This is a genomic window from Roseateles sp. GW821-FHT09G03 (genome assembly GCF_059416045.1).
Genome location: NZ_JBWKOK010000001.1, coordinates 930886 through 946997 on the forward strand (window position 1 = coordinate 930886; position 16112 = coordinate 946997).

Below are 16112 nucleotides of genomic sequence, written 5' to 3' on the forward strand. Positions count from 1 at the left end.
CGCAAACCGGAGCCATAGCAGCGCTATGGCGAGGATTTGCAACGACGCGGGGCGCCCAAATCGGCGCCGCGGGGCGGTCGCCGTTCAGGCGGGTCGCCAGTTCGGTCGCTCGCGCCGGTCGGGGCCGCGCGAGGACCACACCTCGGGCACGGAGCCCTCAACGAGCGGGCTGGCCATCGCCGGCAGCACGATCGGCGTGCTGGCCACCGGTTGGCTGTGACCTAGATGGCAGAAGCCGCAGTCGTCGTCGACGCAGGTCAGGGCCTTGTCGGCGGCCTTCTCCGCTTTCGCGGCTTCAGGCGCCGCTCCGGCGTCCGAGGCGTCGCCCGACGCCTCATGCCGATGCTCGTGGTGCCCGATGTGGTTCACCGCCGGATCGGCTTCATGCGCGCAATAGGTCGCCGCCACCGCCCAGCTCAGCTGGAGCGGCAGCAGGATCAGCAGGAAGACGGTCAACCAGCGGCGCATGGGGCGCGAGTATAGGCAGCCCCGCGGGTCCCTCCCCGCCAGCGGGCTTCGCCGCGCCCTGTGGCCGACCCGTGGTTTTCACGAAGTCGAGGCCGGCAGCAGGCTCCGGATGCTCCGGTGTTCCATCGACATCTCGTCGACCTGCGTCGACAGGTGCAGATTGACGCGGATCGCCGTCCACGTCTCCATCCCCGGCGCGACCATCCTGCCGTGGGCGGCTTCCTGGATCTCGTGCTCCCCCCACAGGCCGCGTGCACCGAACGACGGTGCCGTCGCGACGATGGCCTCGGCGGCTTCCCGGCTGGCCTCGTCCGGATTCGCGCGCCGGCGGCGCTCGAAGTACCAGACGCCCTGCCAGGGATAGTCGATGCGCACATGCCCGGTCGGCAGTTCCGGGCCGGGCTCGCTGGGCGCATGGATGGCCCCATGGTCGCCGTAGCCGACGACCGCCGGGCCGCCCAGCCGCCGGTGCAACTCACGCTCGAGGATCGCCAGACGGCCCGACCGGGGGTTGTCCTCCGACGTCGCGGCCCCGATCCATGGCGCCGTCGCGGGGAAGCTGTTGCCCATCATCACGACACGCAACCCCGGCCACCGCCGCCGCCAACGGGCCAGCAGGTCCCGGCCGGCGGCAGCGCAGCCGAGCAGCCATTCGCGCTCGGTCCCGAAGTCCAGCACGACGAGCGCGCGGCGCGGGTCCTCGAGGCCCTCCAGGGCCCGCTCCACGAGCGCCGTGGAGGGCGCCGCCGAGGGTGTCGTCAAAGGTGCCGCGCCGCGCAGCCGGAACAGCACCCGGCCGAACTCGCGCTCGATCGCCGACGCCTGCAGCACGACGCTGCGTTCGCTGGCACCGTCGGGCATCAGCACCACGGGCACGGCGTTCCGGTGTGCCTGGACGAACTCGCGCCAGGTCCGGAACCCCTGCGCGGGGTCGGCCAGACGCCGCCACGCCAGCGCGTGGTCGAGCGGGACGCGGCCCAGGTCGATGAAATGCGGCAGCTCCTGCATCGCCTCGCCCGCCCGCTGCGCCGCGCGGCGGAAGTCCACCACGTCGGGGATCCGCTGCAGCGGGAGCAGCGTGATCAACGGCAGGATCCGGCGCTTGCGCACCCGGTCGAGTTCACGCAAGCCGCGCAGCTCGGCCGGCAACGTCTGCAGCGACGGAAAGTAGACGACCTCATCCAGCGAGACCCCATTCATAGCCACCTCCTGCGGGCCCGCGGCCCGAATCCGGGCGCCCCGCGCGCCCGGTCAGCGGCAGGCTAGGAAAGACGCCGCCGGAAAGCCAGGGGCTGGTTTGACCGATGTCAGAGATCGGCTTTGTATGCCCCTGTATCTGCGCCGGGAGGGGCGACACCGGCATGCAAACCCGGTTCGATGTCGACAAGGCGGAGATACATCGCGGACGTCCACTGCCGAGGTCGCCACCACACCCACGGAGATCCCCGATGACCGACCGCCACGACATGATCGACACGCCCGACCTGATCGGCGCCGCGCTGCCGCGCCGCCAGTTCCTCCGCCTCGGCGCGTCACTGGGCGCCGCGACGGCTGCCGCCGCGCTGCCGCTGGCGGGCCTGCTGCCGTCCGCCGCGCTGGCGGCGCCGATGTCGGCGGCAGGCGCATCCATCGCGATCGCGCCCGCCTTCGGCACGCTCAAGCACGTCGACGCCGGCGATCTCCGCGTCGGTTACGTCGAGGCCGGTCCGGCCGACGGCCCGCCCGTGCTGTTGCTGCACGGCTGGCCCTACGACGTCCACACCTACGAGGCGGTCACGCCGCTGCTCGCGGCGGCCGGCTATCGCGTGATCGTGCCCTACGCCCGCGGCTACGGCACGACGCGCTTCCTGTCCGCCGACACGGCCCGCAACGGCCAGCAAGGCGCCCTGGCGCGCGACGCGATCGCGCTGCTGGACGCGCTGCGCATCCCGAAGGCGATCGTCGGCGGCTGCGACTGGGGCGCACGCACGGCGGGCATCCTCGCCGCGCTCTGGCCCGAACGCTGCGAGGCCGTGGTGTCCGTCAGCGGCTACCTGCTGGTCGACCGCAAGGTCAACGAACAGCCGCTGCCGCCGGCGGCGGAGCTGCAGTGGTGGTACCAGTACTACTTCGCGACCGAGCGCGGCCGGCTGGGCTACGAGAAGTACCGCGCCGAGTTCTCGAAGCAGATCTGGCAGCTGGCCTCGCCGCAATGGCGATTCGACGATGCGACCTTCGCGCGCAGCGCCGCCGCCTTCGACAACCCGGACCATGTCGCGATCGTGGTGCACAACTACCGCTGGCGCCTGGGCCTGGCCGACGGTGAATCGCGCTTCGACGCGGTGGAGGCGCGCGTCGGCGCGGCGCCCGACATCACGATCCCCGCGATCACGCTCGAAGGCGACGCCAACGGCGCGCCGCATCCGGCACCGTCCGCCTACCGCCGCAAATTCGCCGGGAAGTACCAGCACCGCGACCTGACCGGCGGCATCGGCCACAACCTGCCGCAGGAAGCGCCGAAGGCGTTCGCGCAGGCGATCCTGGACGTCACGCGGCTGTGAATGCAAAACGGGGTTCCCTCATGGGAACCCCGTTGCTCGAAGTCGGAAGACCGTCGATCAGCGACGGTACGAATGCGCCGCCTCGAGCTCCGGCGCATAACCCTGCTCGCTCCAGGCGCGTTCCAGCGAGCCATCGGCGCGAGCCTGTTCCAGTTCGTCCATCACCTGGGCACGCGTCTTGCCGCCCGCGGCAGGCGCGGCGAACTGAACCTGGGTGCTCGTGTCCGTAGACATGCCCACCGTCACGTCGGCATCGGCCTGGTGATTCGAGTACTGCACGTCCATGCCCTTGGCTTCATCGAAGTCCGGGGCATAGCTGTGCTCGCCCTGCAACCTGTCGAGGCTGCCGTCCATGCGGGCGGTCTCGAGTTCCGCGATCACCTGGTCGCGGGACTTGGGACCGGACAGGACTTCTTCCTCCACCTGCGCGAACGCGGGTACGGCGATGGCGGCGGCCAGTGCAGCCGCACCGATCGGAAGGGAGAGCTTCTTGAAGTGGTTCATGGTCAGACTCCTTGGATTGAAAGTGGTCCTGCACGCGGGATCCGATGAGTTGAACCGGACCGGTTCCCGCTGCGTCGGCGCGCGTTTCAAACGCCTTGAAGTCCACTCTAGGCGCGAGACACCGACATGAGCCGGACATGCGGATGACCGTTTTGTCATCGACGCAAGATGCTCACCGGGCGCACCGGGCGCATCGGGTTGACGTTGAGCGCCGGTGCATCCGGGCGCGCCTACACTGCGCGCCGTTCCCCGCTCTCCGGCGACATGCCGACGTCGCCTTGCCGCCATGACCGACCGCCTGCTCCACTTCGTCCAGCACCCGTTCGGCCGGCGCATCGCGCGCCTGTTCAACCTGCCGCAGCCAGTGCCGCTGCTCCGTCGCCAGAATGCCTGGGTCGACGAGGAACTTGCCGGCCGATCCGTGCTTGCGATCGCGCCGGGCAGCACGGCGCCGTTGCCGTCGCTGCTGGCGGCGATCGTCGCTCAAGGCGGCATGCCGAGCGGGGACGGTCCGGTCCGGACGCTGGTGATCGACGCGACCGGCTGCCGCGATGTCGCGGCCTTGCGCCTGCTGTTCGAGCAGGCGCAGCTGGCGATGGTCCGCCTCGCGGTGGGGGGACGCGTGCTGGCGCTGAGCTCGGCCGGTGTCATGAGCGCGGCGGAAGCCGCCTGCCTGCACGCGGCACAGGGCTTCGTCCGCGCGCTGGCCAAGGAAATCGGCCGGCGCGGCGCGACGGCCAACGCCCTCGTGCTGCAGGAGGGCGCGGCGTCGATGGCATCGCTCGCGGGCGCGCTGCGATTCTTCGGCACGGATCGCTCCGCGTATGTCTCGGGTCAGGTGCTGTCCTGGCGCAAGGACGTCGAAGCGCCGATCGACGAGGATCGCGCGCCGGTGGCGCTGGTAACGGGCGCGGCCGGCGGCATCGGCGCGGCCACGGCCCGGCGCCTGGCGCTCGACGGCATGCGCGTGCTCTGCGTGGACGTGCCGGCGGCCCGTCAACCGCTCGAAGCGGTGGCGCGCGAGATCGGCGGATCGCTGCTCGCGGCGGATCTGACGGCACCGGGCGCCGTCGATGAGCTGGTCGATGCCGTGCGGCGCCTGCACGGCGTGGACGTGCTGGTGCACAACGCGGGGATCACGCGCGACCGGACGCTGGCGCGGATGTCCGCGTCGGAATGGGACTCGGTGATGGCGGTGAACCTGGCGGCCATCCTCGCGATCGATGCGCGGCTGGACGATGCCGAACTGCTGAACGCCGGAGCGCGCGAGATCTGTCTGTCGTCGATCAGCGGCATCGCGGGCAACGCCGGCCAGGCCAATTACAGCGCGTCGAAGGCCGCGTTGATCGGCTACGTGGGCGCCCGGGCAGCGACGCTGGCCGGACGCGGCGGCACGATCAACGCCGTCGCGCCCGGCTTCATCGAAACCGCGATGACGCGACGCATGCCGTGGATGGTGCGGGAGGCGGGACGTCGCTTGAATTCGCTCAAGCAAGGCGGCACCCCGGCGGACGTGGCGGAGGCCATCGCCTTCCTCGCGTCGCCGGGGGCGCACCCGCTCACGGGTCAGGTGCTGCGCGTGTGCGGACAGTCGTTGCTGGGCGCGTGAGCGCCCAGCGGGTCCGAAGCTGATGAGCCCGCGGACTGCGCCCGCGAGGGGCGCTCGCGAGCCGGCTCCTGACGACGGTCGTCAGATGTATCCCAGCAGCAGCAGGACGATGAGGATCAGGACGACCAGGCCCAGGCCGCCGCTGGGGCCGTAGCCCCAACTGCGGCTGTGAGGCCATGAGGGCAAGGCGCCGACGAGCAGCAGGATGAGGATGACGAGCAGGATGGTGCTGATCATGCGGATCTCCGGAATGTTGTGACGTGGGTCGGGCCCGGCGCGCGGCGAAGGACGCTGCGCGTGGGCGGCATGGCCCTGTACGGCAACCCCTGTGCCCGGTGTACGAACGTGGGGACACCCGTCGGGCTCGCGGCTTGCTGAAGGCGTGCGGGACCCTCGCCCTGCCCGTCTTGAGCCCTCATGCCCACGCGCCGCCCAGCTCCTTCAGAACGCCTCGTCCTTCAACAACTGCGTCGCTTCGGACTCCGTGTCTGGCGACCGGGACAGAAGGACGTCATCGATCGCGTGCTGCGTGGTTTAAACACGCTGGCCGTGATGCCCACCGGCGCCGGAAAGTCACTCTGCTATCAACTGCCCGCGGCGCTGATGGCGGGCCGCACGATCGTCATCTCGCCGCTGATCGCGCTGATGAAGGACCAGTGCGCGCGGCTCGGCGCGCTCGGCATCCGGTGCGCGCAGGTGCACAGCGGCCTCGATGCGGCGTCGCTCGCGGCGCAGGAGGAGATGGCGCTCGACGGCACGGCGAAGGTCGTGCTGCTGACGCCCGAACGCCTCGACGATGCCGACTGGGTCAGGCGTCTCGCGCAGCGTCCGACGGACCTGCTCGTGGTCGACGAGGCGCATTGCATCTCCGAATGGGGCCACGATTTCCGTCCGGCCTTCCTGCGCGTGGGCGAGGCCCGCGAGCGCCTGGGCCGGCCCGCCGTGCTCGCGCTCACGGCGACGGCGTCCGCGGAGGTCGTCGAGGACATCGCGCGGCAGCTCGACATTCCCGCCGCGGGCTGCCTGATCGGCGGCACCTACCGCCCCAACCTGCACTACCGCGTCGAGCCGCTGGCGGACGAGGAGGACAAGCTCCGGCGCCTGCTGGCGCTGGTCGCCGGCGAGGATGCGGACAGGGCCGATCGACCGGATGAAGCGGCGGGTGCCGACGAAGCCGACGAGGCAGACACCGACGTCGCGGCATCGTCGGCGCTGCCGTCGACGATCGTCTACACCGCCACCGTGAAGGCGGCGGAATCGATCCATGACGCGCTGACCGGCGCGGGCGTTCCGTCGGCGCTGTATCACGGCCGCCTCCGCGCCGCCCAGCGCCACGATGCGCAGGACCGCTTCATGCGAGGCGATGCGCGCGTGATGGTCGCGACCAACGCGTTCGGGCTGGGCATCGATAAGCCGGACATCCGGCGGATCGTCCACTACCAGGTGCCGGCCGGCCTCGACGTCTACTACCAGGAATCGGGTCGCGCGGGCCGGGACGGCGAGCGCGCCGATTGCACGCTGCTGTTCGTGGCCGGCGACCGGGCGGTGCAGCAGTTCTTCCTGAACGGCCGGTATCCGGCGCCGGCCGACGCGCAGGCGCTGACCGAGGCCTTGCGCACGCCACCGCCGGACGAGGCCGGCTGGACGCTCGACGCGCTGCGGGACCGGCTCGGCCGGCCGCGCAACAAGCTCGAGGTACTCACGGGACTGCTGGTCCGCGAGGGGTGGCTGACGGAGGACGGTGACGCATTCCGACTCAGCGACCCGGCGCCCGGCGACGTGGCGTCCTTGATGGAGGCCCTGGCCCGCTACGAAGCGAAGGCCGGGCAGGACCGTCGCCGTCTCGAGCAGATGGTGTTCTACGCGCAGAGCGGGCTGTGCCGCTGGCGCGTGATGCTGGAGGCCTTCGACGAGGCGGCGGGTTTCGACCGCTGCCACGGCTGCGACAACTGCGAGCGCATCGATGCGCATGAGCGCGAGTCGTCGATGCGCGCTGCCGAGGCAACACCTGACACCCCGGCCGCGGCGGCAGCGGTGTTCCAGCCCGGCGAAGCGGTTCGGGTCAAACGCTACGGCGGCGGCGTGGTCGTCGAGGCCAGCGCAGACAGCGTGACCGTCGCATTCGGTCAAGAGAAGCGGAGCTTCCTGCCGCAATACGTGAAGCGCGCGAAGCCGCCAACAGCGAAGGCGGCCTGAGCGCCTCCCCCCATTTCCCTCTTTGGTAGGCCCTCTTCATTGCCCCACTCGGGGCGATGCGCGTCGACGCGACCTCGTGGAGCATGACGTTGTCGCGCAGAGATTTTTTGAGGCACGTCAACGGAACGCCGGATTTCTGTCGCGACACCCGCCGGCTGGCTTGCTTCGTGGCCGCATCGGCAGCAGCATGCCGGCCAATTGATCTTCAACTCCACTTCGATTCATGACCGCACTCAATCTTGACCACAACGTTTCCGCGCCTCCCGACATCGCAGCGCAAATCGCCGCCGTCGAACGCGCCCCCCTGATCGAGAGCGGTCAGGGTCATTGGCTGCAGATTCCGGTTGAACTTCGTGAATTGATCGATTGCGCGGCCGAATGCGCCAACAAGACGCGTGCCGCATTTGTGCGCGACGCGATGCTGGACGCGGCTGAAGGCGCCATCCTGCATAAGGCGACGCAGGGACTGACCGAAGACGAACTGCAAGCTTGCGAAGACCTCCTGGATCGGCCGCTCAGCGAGAACGCCGCCTACCAACGAATGATGGCGAGGAAGGCGCCATGGGAACTCTGACGCGCGGCGGTCTTCAGCCGCCGAGCTTGCTCTTGCCGTCACATGGCCGCAGCGGATTCAGTCGTGGTCATGGTGATTTCCTCTGGGGCGCGTCGGCACGACGGCCTTGAGCGACGGGGAAAGACCTCGCCATCTGATCGCTGATCAGCGCGGTTCCCCCACCATCCGCATCAGCACCCCCGCCGTCTTCTGCATCAACGGCGTCGCCCGCTTGCTGGTCGGCGTGACCAGGCACAGCGTGCTCTGGATGTCCGCTTTCGCGAACGGCGTCGTGACCAGACGCTCCGGCTTCTCGTAGATCTGCAACGCGTCCTCGCCCAAGGCTGCGTGGCCGATGCCGGCCGCGACGCAGTCCAGGATCGCCGGCACGCTCGCCACTTCCCAGCGCACGTCGAGTTGCACGCCCGCCATCGCCGCCGCCTGTTCCATCAGTGCCCGGAAGATGTGCCCGCGCTGCGGCATCACCAGCGGATAACGCGAGAGCTGCGACAAGGTCGGCGGCCGCGCCGGCGCCTGATCCTTCGGGCTGACCAGGCACAGCCGCTCGCGCCGCAGCGGCAGGATCTCCAGCGCCGGCACGGGCTCCGGGTTGTAGACCAGCGCCAGGTCCGTGCGCCCGGTCAGCAGCCACTCGGTCAGATGCACCGAGAACCCCTCCATGATCGTCAGGCGCGCCTGCGGCATCTCCGCCTGGAAGGCCCGGATCAGCGCCAGCGTGTGCAGCCGCGCCAGCGTCGGCGGCATCGCGATCGTGATCTGGCCGACCGGCTCGCTGCGCCGCGCGCGCAAATCGTCCTTCGCGTGGCTGACCAGGTTCAGGATGTCCTGCCCATGCTGCAGCAGGCGCCGTCCCGCCTCGGTCAGTTCCACGCCGCGGCCGTTGCGCAGCAGCAGTGTCTCGTGCAGCTCCGTCTCCAGCGCCCGCACCTGCCGGCTCAGCGCCGGCTGCGCCACGCCCAGCACCATCGCGGCCTTGCTGAAGCTGCCGTGCTCGGCCACATGGACGAAAGTCTCCAGTTGCGTGAGGTTCATGGTCCGCATGCTCTCACGAACCGGCATGGCCCTGGATCCGTGTCATGCCGGATCGGAATAGCAGCTAGTGGAACCCAGAACTGGTTGGCCCGGCTCGACGGGACCAGAATGCGCCGCAATCCCGCCTCCTTGCCAACCCGCCCTCCGCCCTTCCACCCGACCCGCTTCCGGACCGCCCCGTGATCGCACCCCTCGCCGGCATTTCCTCGATGGCCACCCGCGTCTTGCTGGCGGAACTGTCCGCCGCCTACACCGCGGCGCACGGCGTGGAGATCCGTGTCGAGTCGATCGGCGGCGTCGACGCCGCCAGGCGCGTCGCGTCGGGCGAATCGCTGGACCTCGTCGTGCTCGCCGCCGATGCGATGGATCGGCTGTCGAGCACGGGGCATCTGCGCGCCGGCTCGCTGCGTCCGATCGCCGATTCACCGATGTTCATCGCCTCCCCCGAAGGCCACGCGCGACCCGCCGTCGACACGGCCGACGCCTTGCGCCAGGCCCTGCTCGGTGCGCGTGCCATCGGTTATTCCACCGGCCCCAGCGGTCAGGCACTGCTGAAGCTGCTCGAGGACTGGGGCCTGCGCAATGCTCTCGACGACCGCCTGCGCCAGTCTCCCGCCGGCGTGCCCGTGGCGAAGATGGTCGCCCAGGGCGATGTCGACCTCGGCTTCCAGCAGTTGAGCGAGCTCCTCGGCCACGGCGGCCTGACGATCCTGGGCCCGATGCCGCCCGGGCTCGAGATCGTCACCCGATTCACCGCCGCCGTCGCGGTGACCTCCGCCGAACCCGCCACCGCGCAACGCGTCGCCGACGATTTCGCCTCTCCTCGCCACGACGCGTTGCGCCGTCGGCTGGGTCTCGCTTCACCGGCAGCCTGAAGGGCGAGGCACGCCCGCCGACATTCGCCGCCCCGCCGCCCCGCCGCCTCCCCCTCCGATCCTCAGATCCTCAGATCCCCCAAGAAGGAACCCGCCATGTACGAACTCGGCGTCGTCTACCGCAACATCACCCGCGCCGACCGTGTCGCCGCCGACGCGCTCGGCCATTTCGGCGCCGCGACCGTCCATGAGGCGCTGGGCCGCGTCGGCCTGCTCAAGCCCTACATGCGGCCGATCCAGTCGGGCGTCGCGGTCTCCGGCACCGCCGTCACCGTGCTGCTGCAGCCCGGCGACAACTGGATGCTGCACGTCGCCGCCGAACAGATCCGCGAAGGCGACATCGTCGTCGCCGGCGTGACCTCGGAGTGTGGCGATGGCTACTTCGGCGACCTGCTCGCGACCTCCTTCAAGGCCCGCGGCGCCCGCGCGCTGATCATCGACGGCGGCGTGCGCGACGTGCGCACGCTCAACGAGATGGGCTTCCCCGTCTGGAGCAGGTGCATCTCCGCGAAGGGCACGATCAAGGCGACGCCGGGGTCGGTCAACATCCCCGTGGTGTGCGCCGGCGCGCTGGTCCATCCCGGGGACGTCATCGTGGCCGACGACGACGGCATCGTCTGCGTTCCGGCCGCCGTGGCGCAGCAGACGCTCGACGCCGCCGCGGCCCGCGAGGCCAACGAAGGCGCCAAGCGCGAGCAGTTCGCCGCCGGCGTGCTCGGGCTGGACATGTACAAGATGCGCGAGCCGCTGGCCAAGGCCGGGCTGCGCTACATCGACTGATTCAGGTTTTCCGCAGTTCCTGCAGTACCACGCAGCAGTACCCATCCACTCGAGCGACCCGCCTTGTAGAGGTTGCCGACCACAAAAGATCGACGGAGACAACGACGATGACTGCCCCTACGAATCGCCGCACTGCCCTTGCTCGCGCCGGGCAAGGCCTGACCCTCGCCGCGCTGCTGCTGACTGCGGCGCTGCCGCGACTGGCCGCCGCCCAGGCCAGCGCCCCCGCGGCCCCGGCTGCGGACTGGCCCACGAAGCCCGTGCGCATCATCACGCCGTTCCCGGCCGGTGCCGGTCCGGAGACCGTGGCCCGCGTGGTCGCGGAGAAGCTCTCGAAGAAGTGGGGCAAGCCGGTCATCGTCGAGAACAAGCCCGGCGCCAACGGCTTCATCGCGATCGACGCCTTCAAGCGCGGCGCGACCGACGGCCACGACCTGATCCAGCTGGACAACGTCCACCTCGTCGTCTACCCGCACCTGTTCAAGAAGCTGCCCTACGACCCGGTCAAGGACTTCGACCCGATCGCGCCGCTGTTCAAGACCTACTTCTTCGTCGGCGTGCCGGCCAACAGCAAGTACAAGACCGTCGGCGACATCGTGGCCGACGCCAAGGCCCATCCCAACGCGCTGAACTACGGCTCCTGGTCGGTCGGCAACCCGGTGCACCTGGGCGCGGCGCAGCTGGAGGCGATGACGAAGACGCAGATGACGCATGTGGTCTACAAGGAGACGACGATGCTCTACACCGCCGTGGCCAACGGCGAGCTGAACTTCGCGCTCGGCTCGATGGCGACGGCCGGTCCGCTGCAGCGCGCCGGCAAGATCCGCTTCATCGCGGTCACCGGGCCGAAGCGCCACCCAGCCTTCCCGGACCTGCCCACCGTCAGCGAATCCGGCGGACCGGCCGGCTACGAGGTCACCGGCTGGACCACGATCGCCGCGCCGCGCGGCCTGCCCAAGGCGGTGCAGGAGAAGATCCAGCGCGACATCGAGGCCGCGCTCGCCGAACCCGACATCCGTGAGCGCTACGCCACCTTCGGCTACGACGTCTTCCCGACGACGAAGGAGCAGTACCAGACCTTCATCGCGAGCGAGTCCGCCAAGTACGCCGAGCTGATCAAGCGGCTCAACATCTCGCTGGACTGACATGAGCACCTCAGTACCGCCGACACAGGCGCAGACGCCACCGGACCCATCGACGGCGGCGCCATCCCAGGCGCTGCGCATCGGCCTCGTCGGTTATGGCGAAGTCGGCCGGATCCTCGCCGAGGACCTGCGCGCCACCGGCGCCGCGGTCAGCGCCTACGACCTGAAGCTGGAGTCCCCGTCGAGCGACGCCGACACGATGCGCGAACACGCGGTCGAGTTCGGCGTCGAACTGACCAGCTCGGCCACGATGGTGGCGACGCCGGCGGACCTCGTCGTCATCGCCGTCACCGCGAGCCAGACGCTGGACGCCGCGCGATCGACCGCCGCCGGACTGAAGCCGGGCACCGTCGTGCTCGACCTCAACTCGGCGTCGCCCAAGGCCAAGCGCGAGGCGGCGGACGCGGTGCACGCGCACGGCGGACGCTACGTCGAGGGCGCCGTCATGACGAGCGTCCCGCCCTACCGCCTGCGCGTGCCACTGCTGCTCGGCGGCCCGCATGCAGCGGCGGCCGAGCCGCTGCTGCGGCAACTGGGCTTCGCGCCGACCGTCGGCAGCGCGGACCTCGGCATCGTCAGCGCGACCAAGATGTGCCGCAGCGTCATGATCAAGGGCCTGGAGGCCATGGTGATCGAGAGCCTCACCTCGGCGCGCCATTACGGCGTCGAGGACGCGGTGCTCGCCTCGCTGAAGGAGACCTTCCCCGGCATCGACTGGGAGAAGCAGGCCGCCTACTTCTTCCAGCGCGTGATCCAGCACGGCCGCCGCCGCAGCGAGGAAGTCCGCGAAGTCGCCGAGACGGTCCGCGATGCCGGACTCACGCCGTGGAGCGCGGAAGGCACGACCGAGCGCCAGGCCTGGATGGCCGATCTGGCCGAGGACGGCATCTTCGGCCGGCGCGGCGATGCGGACTTCGGCCGCAGCCCGGACTGGCGCACGGAGGCCGACCGGTTGCTGGCGCAACTCGCCAAGCCCAAGCTTTGATTCTGTGGAAGGACCCGCAATGACGCGCACCACCTCGGCGCTCCCCACCTCCGGCGGCTTCGACAAGACCCCGGGCTGGCTCGACTGGTATCAGGACCCGTCGACGCCGCGCTTCCAGCTGCCCGACGGCGCCGTCGATGCGCACTGCCATGTCTTCGGCCCCGGCGCCGAGTTCCCCTACGCGCCCGAACGCAAGTACACGCCCTGCGACGCGGGCAAGGCGCAGCTCTTCGCGTTGCGCGACCGGCTCGGCTTCAGTCGCAATGTGATCGTGCAGGCCACCTGCCATGGGGACGACAACCGCGCGATGGTCGATGCCTGCCGCGCGTCCGGCGGCCGCGCGCGCGGTGTCGCGACCGTGCGCCGCGGCATCACCGACGAGCAGTTGAAGGATCTCCACGACGCCGGCGTGCGCGGCGTGCGCTTCAACTTCGTCAAGCGGCTGGTCGACTTCACGCCGCGCGACGAACTGATGGAGATCGCGCAGCGCGTGAAGGCGCTGGGCTGGCACGTCGTCATCTACTTCGAGGCGCCCGACCTGCCCGAGCTGTGGGACTTCTTCAGCGCGCTGCCCACGACGGTCGTCGTCGACCACATGGGCCGACCCGACGTCACGAAACCGGTGGACGGCCCGGAGTTCGCGCTCTTCCTGCGTTTCCTGCGCGAGCATCCGTTCGTCTGGAGCAAGGTCACCTGTCCGGAGCGACTCTCCGTCACCGGACCGCCCGCCCTGAACGGTGAGCGCGAGCCCTACCGCGACGTGATCCCGTTCGCGCGGCGCGTCGTCGAGGAGTTTCCTGACCGCGTGCTCTGGGGCACCGACTGGCCCCATCCCAACCTGAAGGACCACATGCCCGACGACGGCCTGCTGGTCGATGTGATCCCGCGCATCGCGCCCACTGCCGACCTGCGTCAGCGGCTGCTGGTCGACAACCCGATGCGGCTCTACTGGCCCGAGGCCATCCGTTGAGGGAAACCGCCATGCCCATCGACAAGCCCTACCAGGACATCCCCGGCACCACCATCTTCGACGCCGACCAGGCCCGCAAGGGCTACTGGCTCAACCAGTTCTGCATGTCGCTGATGAAGGCCGAGAACCGCGCGCGCTTCAAGGCCGACGAGCGCGCCTACCTGGACGAGTGGGCGATGACGGCGGCGCAGAAGGAGGCCGTGCTGGCGCGCGACCTGAACCAGTGCATCCGGCTGGGCGGCAACATCTACTTCCTGGCCAAGATCGGCGCGACCGACGGCCGCAGCTACCAGCAGATGGCCGCCGGCATGACCGGGATGACCGAGGCCGACTACCGCGACATGATGCTGGCCGGTGGACGGCGCCCCGATGGCACGCCGCGACGGGCGGCCGTCGCACCGGACGTCACGGCCGACGCGAGCACCGCCACGAAGGGCGACACCCGGCAGGAGACGAAGCACGGCCCGAAGCACGACACGAAGGGAAGCCCCCGATGAGCACCCATGCGCGGATCACCGCGTCCGTCTACACCTCGCACGTGCCGGCGATCGGCGTCGCGATGGACCAGGGCCGCACGCAGGACCCGTACTGGTCGCCGCTGTTCGCGGGCTACGCGCCCTCGCGCCGCTGGATGGCCGCGAACCGGCCGGACGCCATCGTGCTGGTCTACAACGACCACGCCAACGCCTTCAGCCTGGACATGATCCCGACCTTCGCGCTCGGCACCGCGGACCGCTACGAGCCTGCCGACGAGGGCTGGGGGCCGCGCGCCGTGCCGACGGTCCACGGTCACGGCGAGCTCGCGGCGCACATCGCCCAGAGCGTGATCCAGCAGGACTTCGACCTGACGCTGATCAACCGCATGACGGTCGACCACGGGCTGACGGTGCCGATGTCGCTGATGTTCGGCGAACAGGAGGCCGGCGCGCCCGGCTGGCCCGTGCCGGTGATCCCGCTGGCGGTCAACGTCGTCCAGTATCCGGTGCCCTCGGGCCGGCGCTGCCTGCAGCTCGGCCAGGCGATCCGCCGCGCGGTGGAGAGCTTCGACACGCCGTTGAACGTCCAGGTCTGGGGCACCGGCGGCATGAGCCACCAGTTGCAGGGGCCGCGGGCCGGCCTGATCAACCGCGAGTGGGACAACGCCTGGATGGACCGCCTGATCGCGGATCCGCGCGGCCTGTCCGAGATGCCGCACCTGGACTACGTCCGCGAGGCCGGCTCCGAAGGCATCGAGCTCGTGATGTGGCTGATCGCGCGCGGCGCGATGGCCGACCTCGACGGCGGCGGCGCACCGCGGGTCGCCCACCGCTTCTATCACGTGCCCGCGTCCAACACCGCCGTGGGTCACCTGATCCTCGAGAACCCCTGAACCGTCCCGTCCACGACCCTCGACTTTCCGGAGCCTCCATGACCGCACCGATCCGCATTGCCCTGGCCGGCGCCGGCGCCTTCGGCCAGAAGCACCTCGACGCGCTCAAGCAGATCCACGGCGTCGAGGTGGTGTCGCTGATCAGCCGCGACCTGGACAAGACCCGCGAGACCGCCGCGAAGTACGGCATCGGCCATGCGACGACCGAGCTCGACGAGGCGCTCGCGCGCGACGACGTCGACGCCGTCATCCTCTGCACGCCGACGCAGCTGCATGCGCGCCAGGCGCTGGCCTGCCTGGACGCGGGCAAGCATGTGCAAGTCGAGATCCCGCTCTGCGACGTACTGGCCGACGGCGAGGCCGTCGTGCGCCGCCAGCGCGAGACCGGCCTGGTCGCGATGTGCGGTCACACGCGCCGCTTCAACCCGAGCCACCAGTGGGTCCGGCGCCGCATCGAGGCCGGCGAGTTCCACATCCAGCAGATGGATGTCCAGACCTATTTCTTCCGCCGCACCAACACGAACGCGCTGGGCCAGGCGCGCAGTTGGACCGACCACCTCCTGTGGCACCACGCCGCGCACACGGTGGACCTTTTCGCCTGGCAGTGCGGCAGCCCGGTCGTGCGGGCGAACGCGCTGCAGGGGCCGATCCATCCGACGCTCGGCATCGCGATGGACATGAGCCTGCAGTTGCAGGCCGCCAACGGGGCGATCTGCACGCTATCGCTGTCCTTCAACAACGAGGGACCGCTGGGGACGTTCTTCCGCTACATCGGCGACACCGGCACCTACCTCGCGCGTTACGACGACCTCGTCACCGGCCGCGACGAGACCGTCGACGTCAGCCGCGTGGCGGTGTCGATGAACGGCATCGAGCTGCAGGACCGGGAATTCGTCGCCGCGATCCGGGAGGGTCGCGAACCCGACGCCAGCGTCGCCCAGGTGCTGCCCTGCTACCGGGTGCTCGACGGCCTGGAACGCCAGTTGCGCGGGTGAGTCCGGGGTCGGGTCGGCACCGATCCCCCAGAGGAGCCGGACAGCGTGCGGCGCGGTTAGGATGACCGCT

General features: G+C 70.1%; 17 protein-coding genes. 12 read left to right on the plus strand and 5 right to left on the minus strand.

The window, feature by feature from the left end; genetic code table 11:
* Nucleotides 1–84: 84 nt before the first annotated feature.
* Nucleotides 85–468, minus strand: coding sequence for a cation efflux protein, CzcI family (czcI, locus tag AC07OZ_RS04160; protein WP_495465889.1), 384 nt, complete (start codon nt 466–468; stop codon nt 85–87).
* Between the two features lie 78 nt (nt 469–546).
* Nucleotides 547–1668: a beta family protein gene (locus tag AC07OZ_RS04165; RefSeq protein WP_495465890.1), complete on the minus strand. Its 1122-nt coding sequence runs from the start codon at nt 1666–1668 to the stop codon at nt 547–549.
* 248 nt (nt 1669–1916) lie between these two features.
* Here AC07OZ_RS04165 and AC07OZ_RS04170 point away from each other — a divergent pair, with 248 nt between their 5' ends.
* Nucleotides 1917–3008, plus strand: a complete 1092-nt coding sequence (locus AC07OZ_RS04170; protein ID WP_495465891.1) for an alpha/beta fold hydrolase — start codon at nt 1917–1919, stop codon at nt 3006–3008.
* Nucleotides 3009–3065: 57 nt separating this feature from the next.
* Here the strand turns inward: AC07OZ_RS04170 and AC07OZ_RS04175 are convergent, their stop codons facing one another.
* Nucleotides 3066–3512 carry a DUF4148 domain-containing protein gene (locus AC07OZ_RS04175; RefSeq protein ID WP_495465892.1) on the minus strand — a complete coding sequence of 149 codons (447 nt, stop codon included), beginning with the start codon at nt 3510–3512 and terminating at the stop codon, nt 3066–3068.
* A gap of 286 nt (nt 3513–3798) precedes the next feature.
* Here AC07OZ_RS04175 and AC07OZ_RS04180 point away from each other — a divergent pair, with 286 nt between their 5' ends.
* Nucleotides 3799–5121, plus strand: coding sequence for a 3-oxoacyl-ACP reductase (locus tag AC07OZ_RS04180; RefSeq protein WP_495465893.1), 1323 nt, complete (start codon nt 3799–3801; stop codon nt 5119–5121).
* Between the two features lie 81 nt (nt 5122–5202).
* On the opposite strand, the gene AC07OZ_RS04185 is transcribed toward AC07OZ_RS04180, so the two are convergent.
* Nucleotides 5203–5358 carry a DUF3309 family protein gene (locus AC07OZ_RS04185; protein WP_067272324.1) on the minus strand — a complete coding sequence of 52 codons (156 nt, stop codon included), beginning with the start codon at nt 5356–5358 and terminating at the stop codon, nt 5203–5205.
* Between the two features lie 180 nt (nt 5359–5538).
* On the opposite strand from AC07OZ_RS04185, the gene AC07OZ_RS04190 reads away from it, so the two are divergent.
* Both AC07OZ_RS04190 and AC07OZ_RS04195 read left to right on the plus strand, forming a co-directional pair.
* A complete protein-coding gene (locus AC07OZ_RS04190) occupies nt 5539–7317 on the plus strand; it encodes a RecQ family ATP-dependent DNA helicase (RefSeq protein WP_495465894.1) in 1779 nt (592 codons plus the stop codon).
* Nucleotides 7318–7540: 223 nt separating this feature from the next.
* Nucleotides 7541–7891, plus strand: coding sequence for a type II toxin-antitoxin system TacA family antitoxin (locus AC07OZ_RS04195; protein WP_495465895.1), 351 nt, complete (start codon nt 7541–7543; stop codon nt 7889–7891).
* A 144-nt stretch (nt 7892–8035) separates the two neighbouring features.
* Here the strand turns inward: AC07OZ_RS04195 and AC07OZ_RS04200 are convergent, their stop codons facing one another.
* A complete protein-coding gene (locus tag AC07OZ_RS04200) occupies nt 8036–8923 on the minus strand; it encodes a LysR family transcriptional regulator (protein WP_495465896.1) in 888 nt (295 codons plus the stop codon).
* A 179-nt stretch (nt 8924–9102) separates the two neighbouring features.
* Between AC07OZ_RS04200 and AC07OZ_RS04205 the strand changes: the two genes are divergently transcribed.
* From AC07OZ_RS04205 to AC07OZ_RS04240, 8 genes are all read left to right on the plus strand, one after another.
* Nucleotides 9103–9798, plus strand: a complete 696-nt coding sequence (locus tag AC07OZ_RS04205; RefSeq protein WP_495465897.1) for a substrate-binding domain-containing protein — start codon at nt 9103–9105, stop codon at nt 9796–9798.
* Nucleotides 9799–9894: 96 nt separating this feature from the next.
* Nucleotides 9895–10578 (plus strand): 4-carboxy-4-hydroxy-2-oxoadipate aldolase/oxaloacetate decarboxylase, encoded by a 684-nt coding sequence (ligK, locus tag AC07OZ_RS04210; RefSeq protein WP_495465898.1) that lies wholly within the window; start codon nt 9895–9897, stop codon nt 10576–10578.
* A gap of 107 nt (nt 10579–10685) precedes the next feature.
* Nucleotides 10686–11723: a Bug family tripartite tricarboxylate transporter substrate binding protein gene (locus tag AC07OZ_RS04215; RefSeq protein WP_495465899.1), complete on the plus strand. Its 1038-nt coding sequence runs from the start codon at nt 10686–10688 to the stop codon at nt 11721–11723.
* A gap of 1 nt (nt 11724) precedes the next feature.
* Nucleotides 11725–12708 (plus strand): NAD(P)-dependent oxidoreductase, encoded by a 984-nt coding sequence (locus AC07OZ_RS04220; protein ID WP_495465900.1) that lies wholly within the window; start codon nt 11725–11727, stop codon nt 12706–12708.
* A gap of 19 nt (nt 12709–12727) precedes the next feature.
* On the plus strand, nt 12728–13678 hold the full coding sequence (locus AC07OZ_RS04225) for an amidohydrolase family protein (RefSeq protein ID WP_495465901.1): 951 nt from the start codon (nt 12728–12730) through the stop codon (nt 13676–13678).
* Nucleotides 13679–13689: 11 nt separating this feature from the next.
* Nucleotides 13690–14175 (plus strand): protocatechuate 4,5-dioxygenase subunit alpha, encoded by a 486-nt coding sequence (gene ligA, locus AC07OZ_RS04230; protein ID WP_495465902.1) that lies wholly within the window; start codon nt 13690–13692, stop codon nt 14173–14175.
* Entirely contained in the window at nt 14172–15047 is an 876-nt protein-coding gene (locus tag AC07OZ_RS04235) for a class III extradiol dioxygenase subunit beta (RefSeq protein WP_495465903.1), read from the plus strand. Before ligA ends, AC07OZ_RS04235 begins: the two co-directional genes overlap by 4 nt.
* A 38-nt stretch (nt 15048–15085) precedes the next feature.
* A complete protein-coding gene (locus AC07OZ_RS04240) occupies nt 15086–16042 on the plus strand; it encodes a Gfo/Idh/MocA family oxidoreductase (RefSeq protein ID WP_495465904.1) in 957 nt (318 codons plus the stop codon).
* Nucleotides 16043–16112 lie beyond the last annotated feature (70 nt).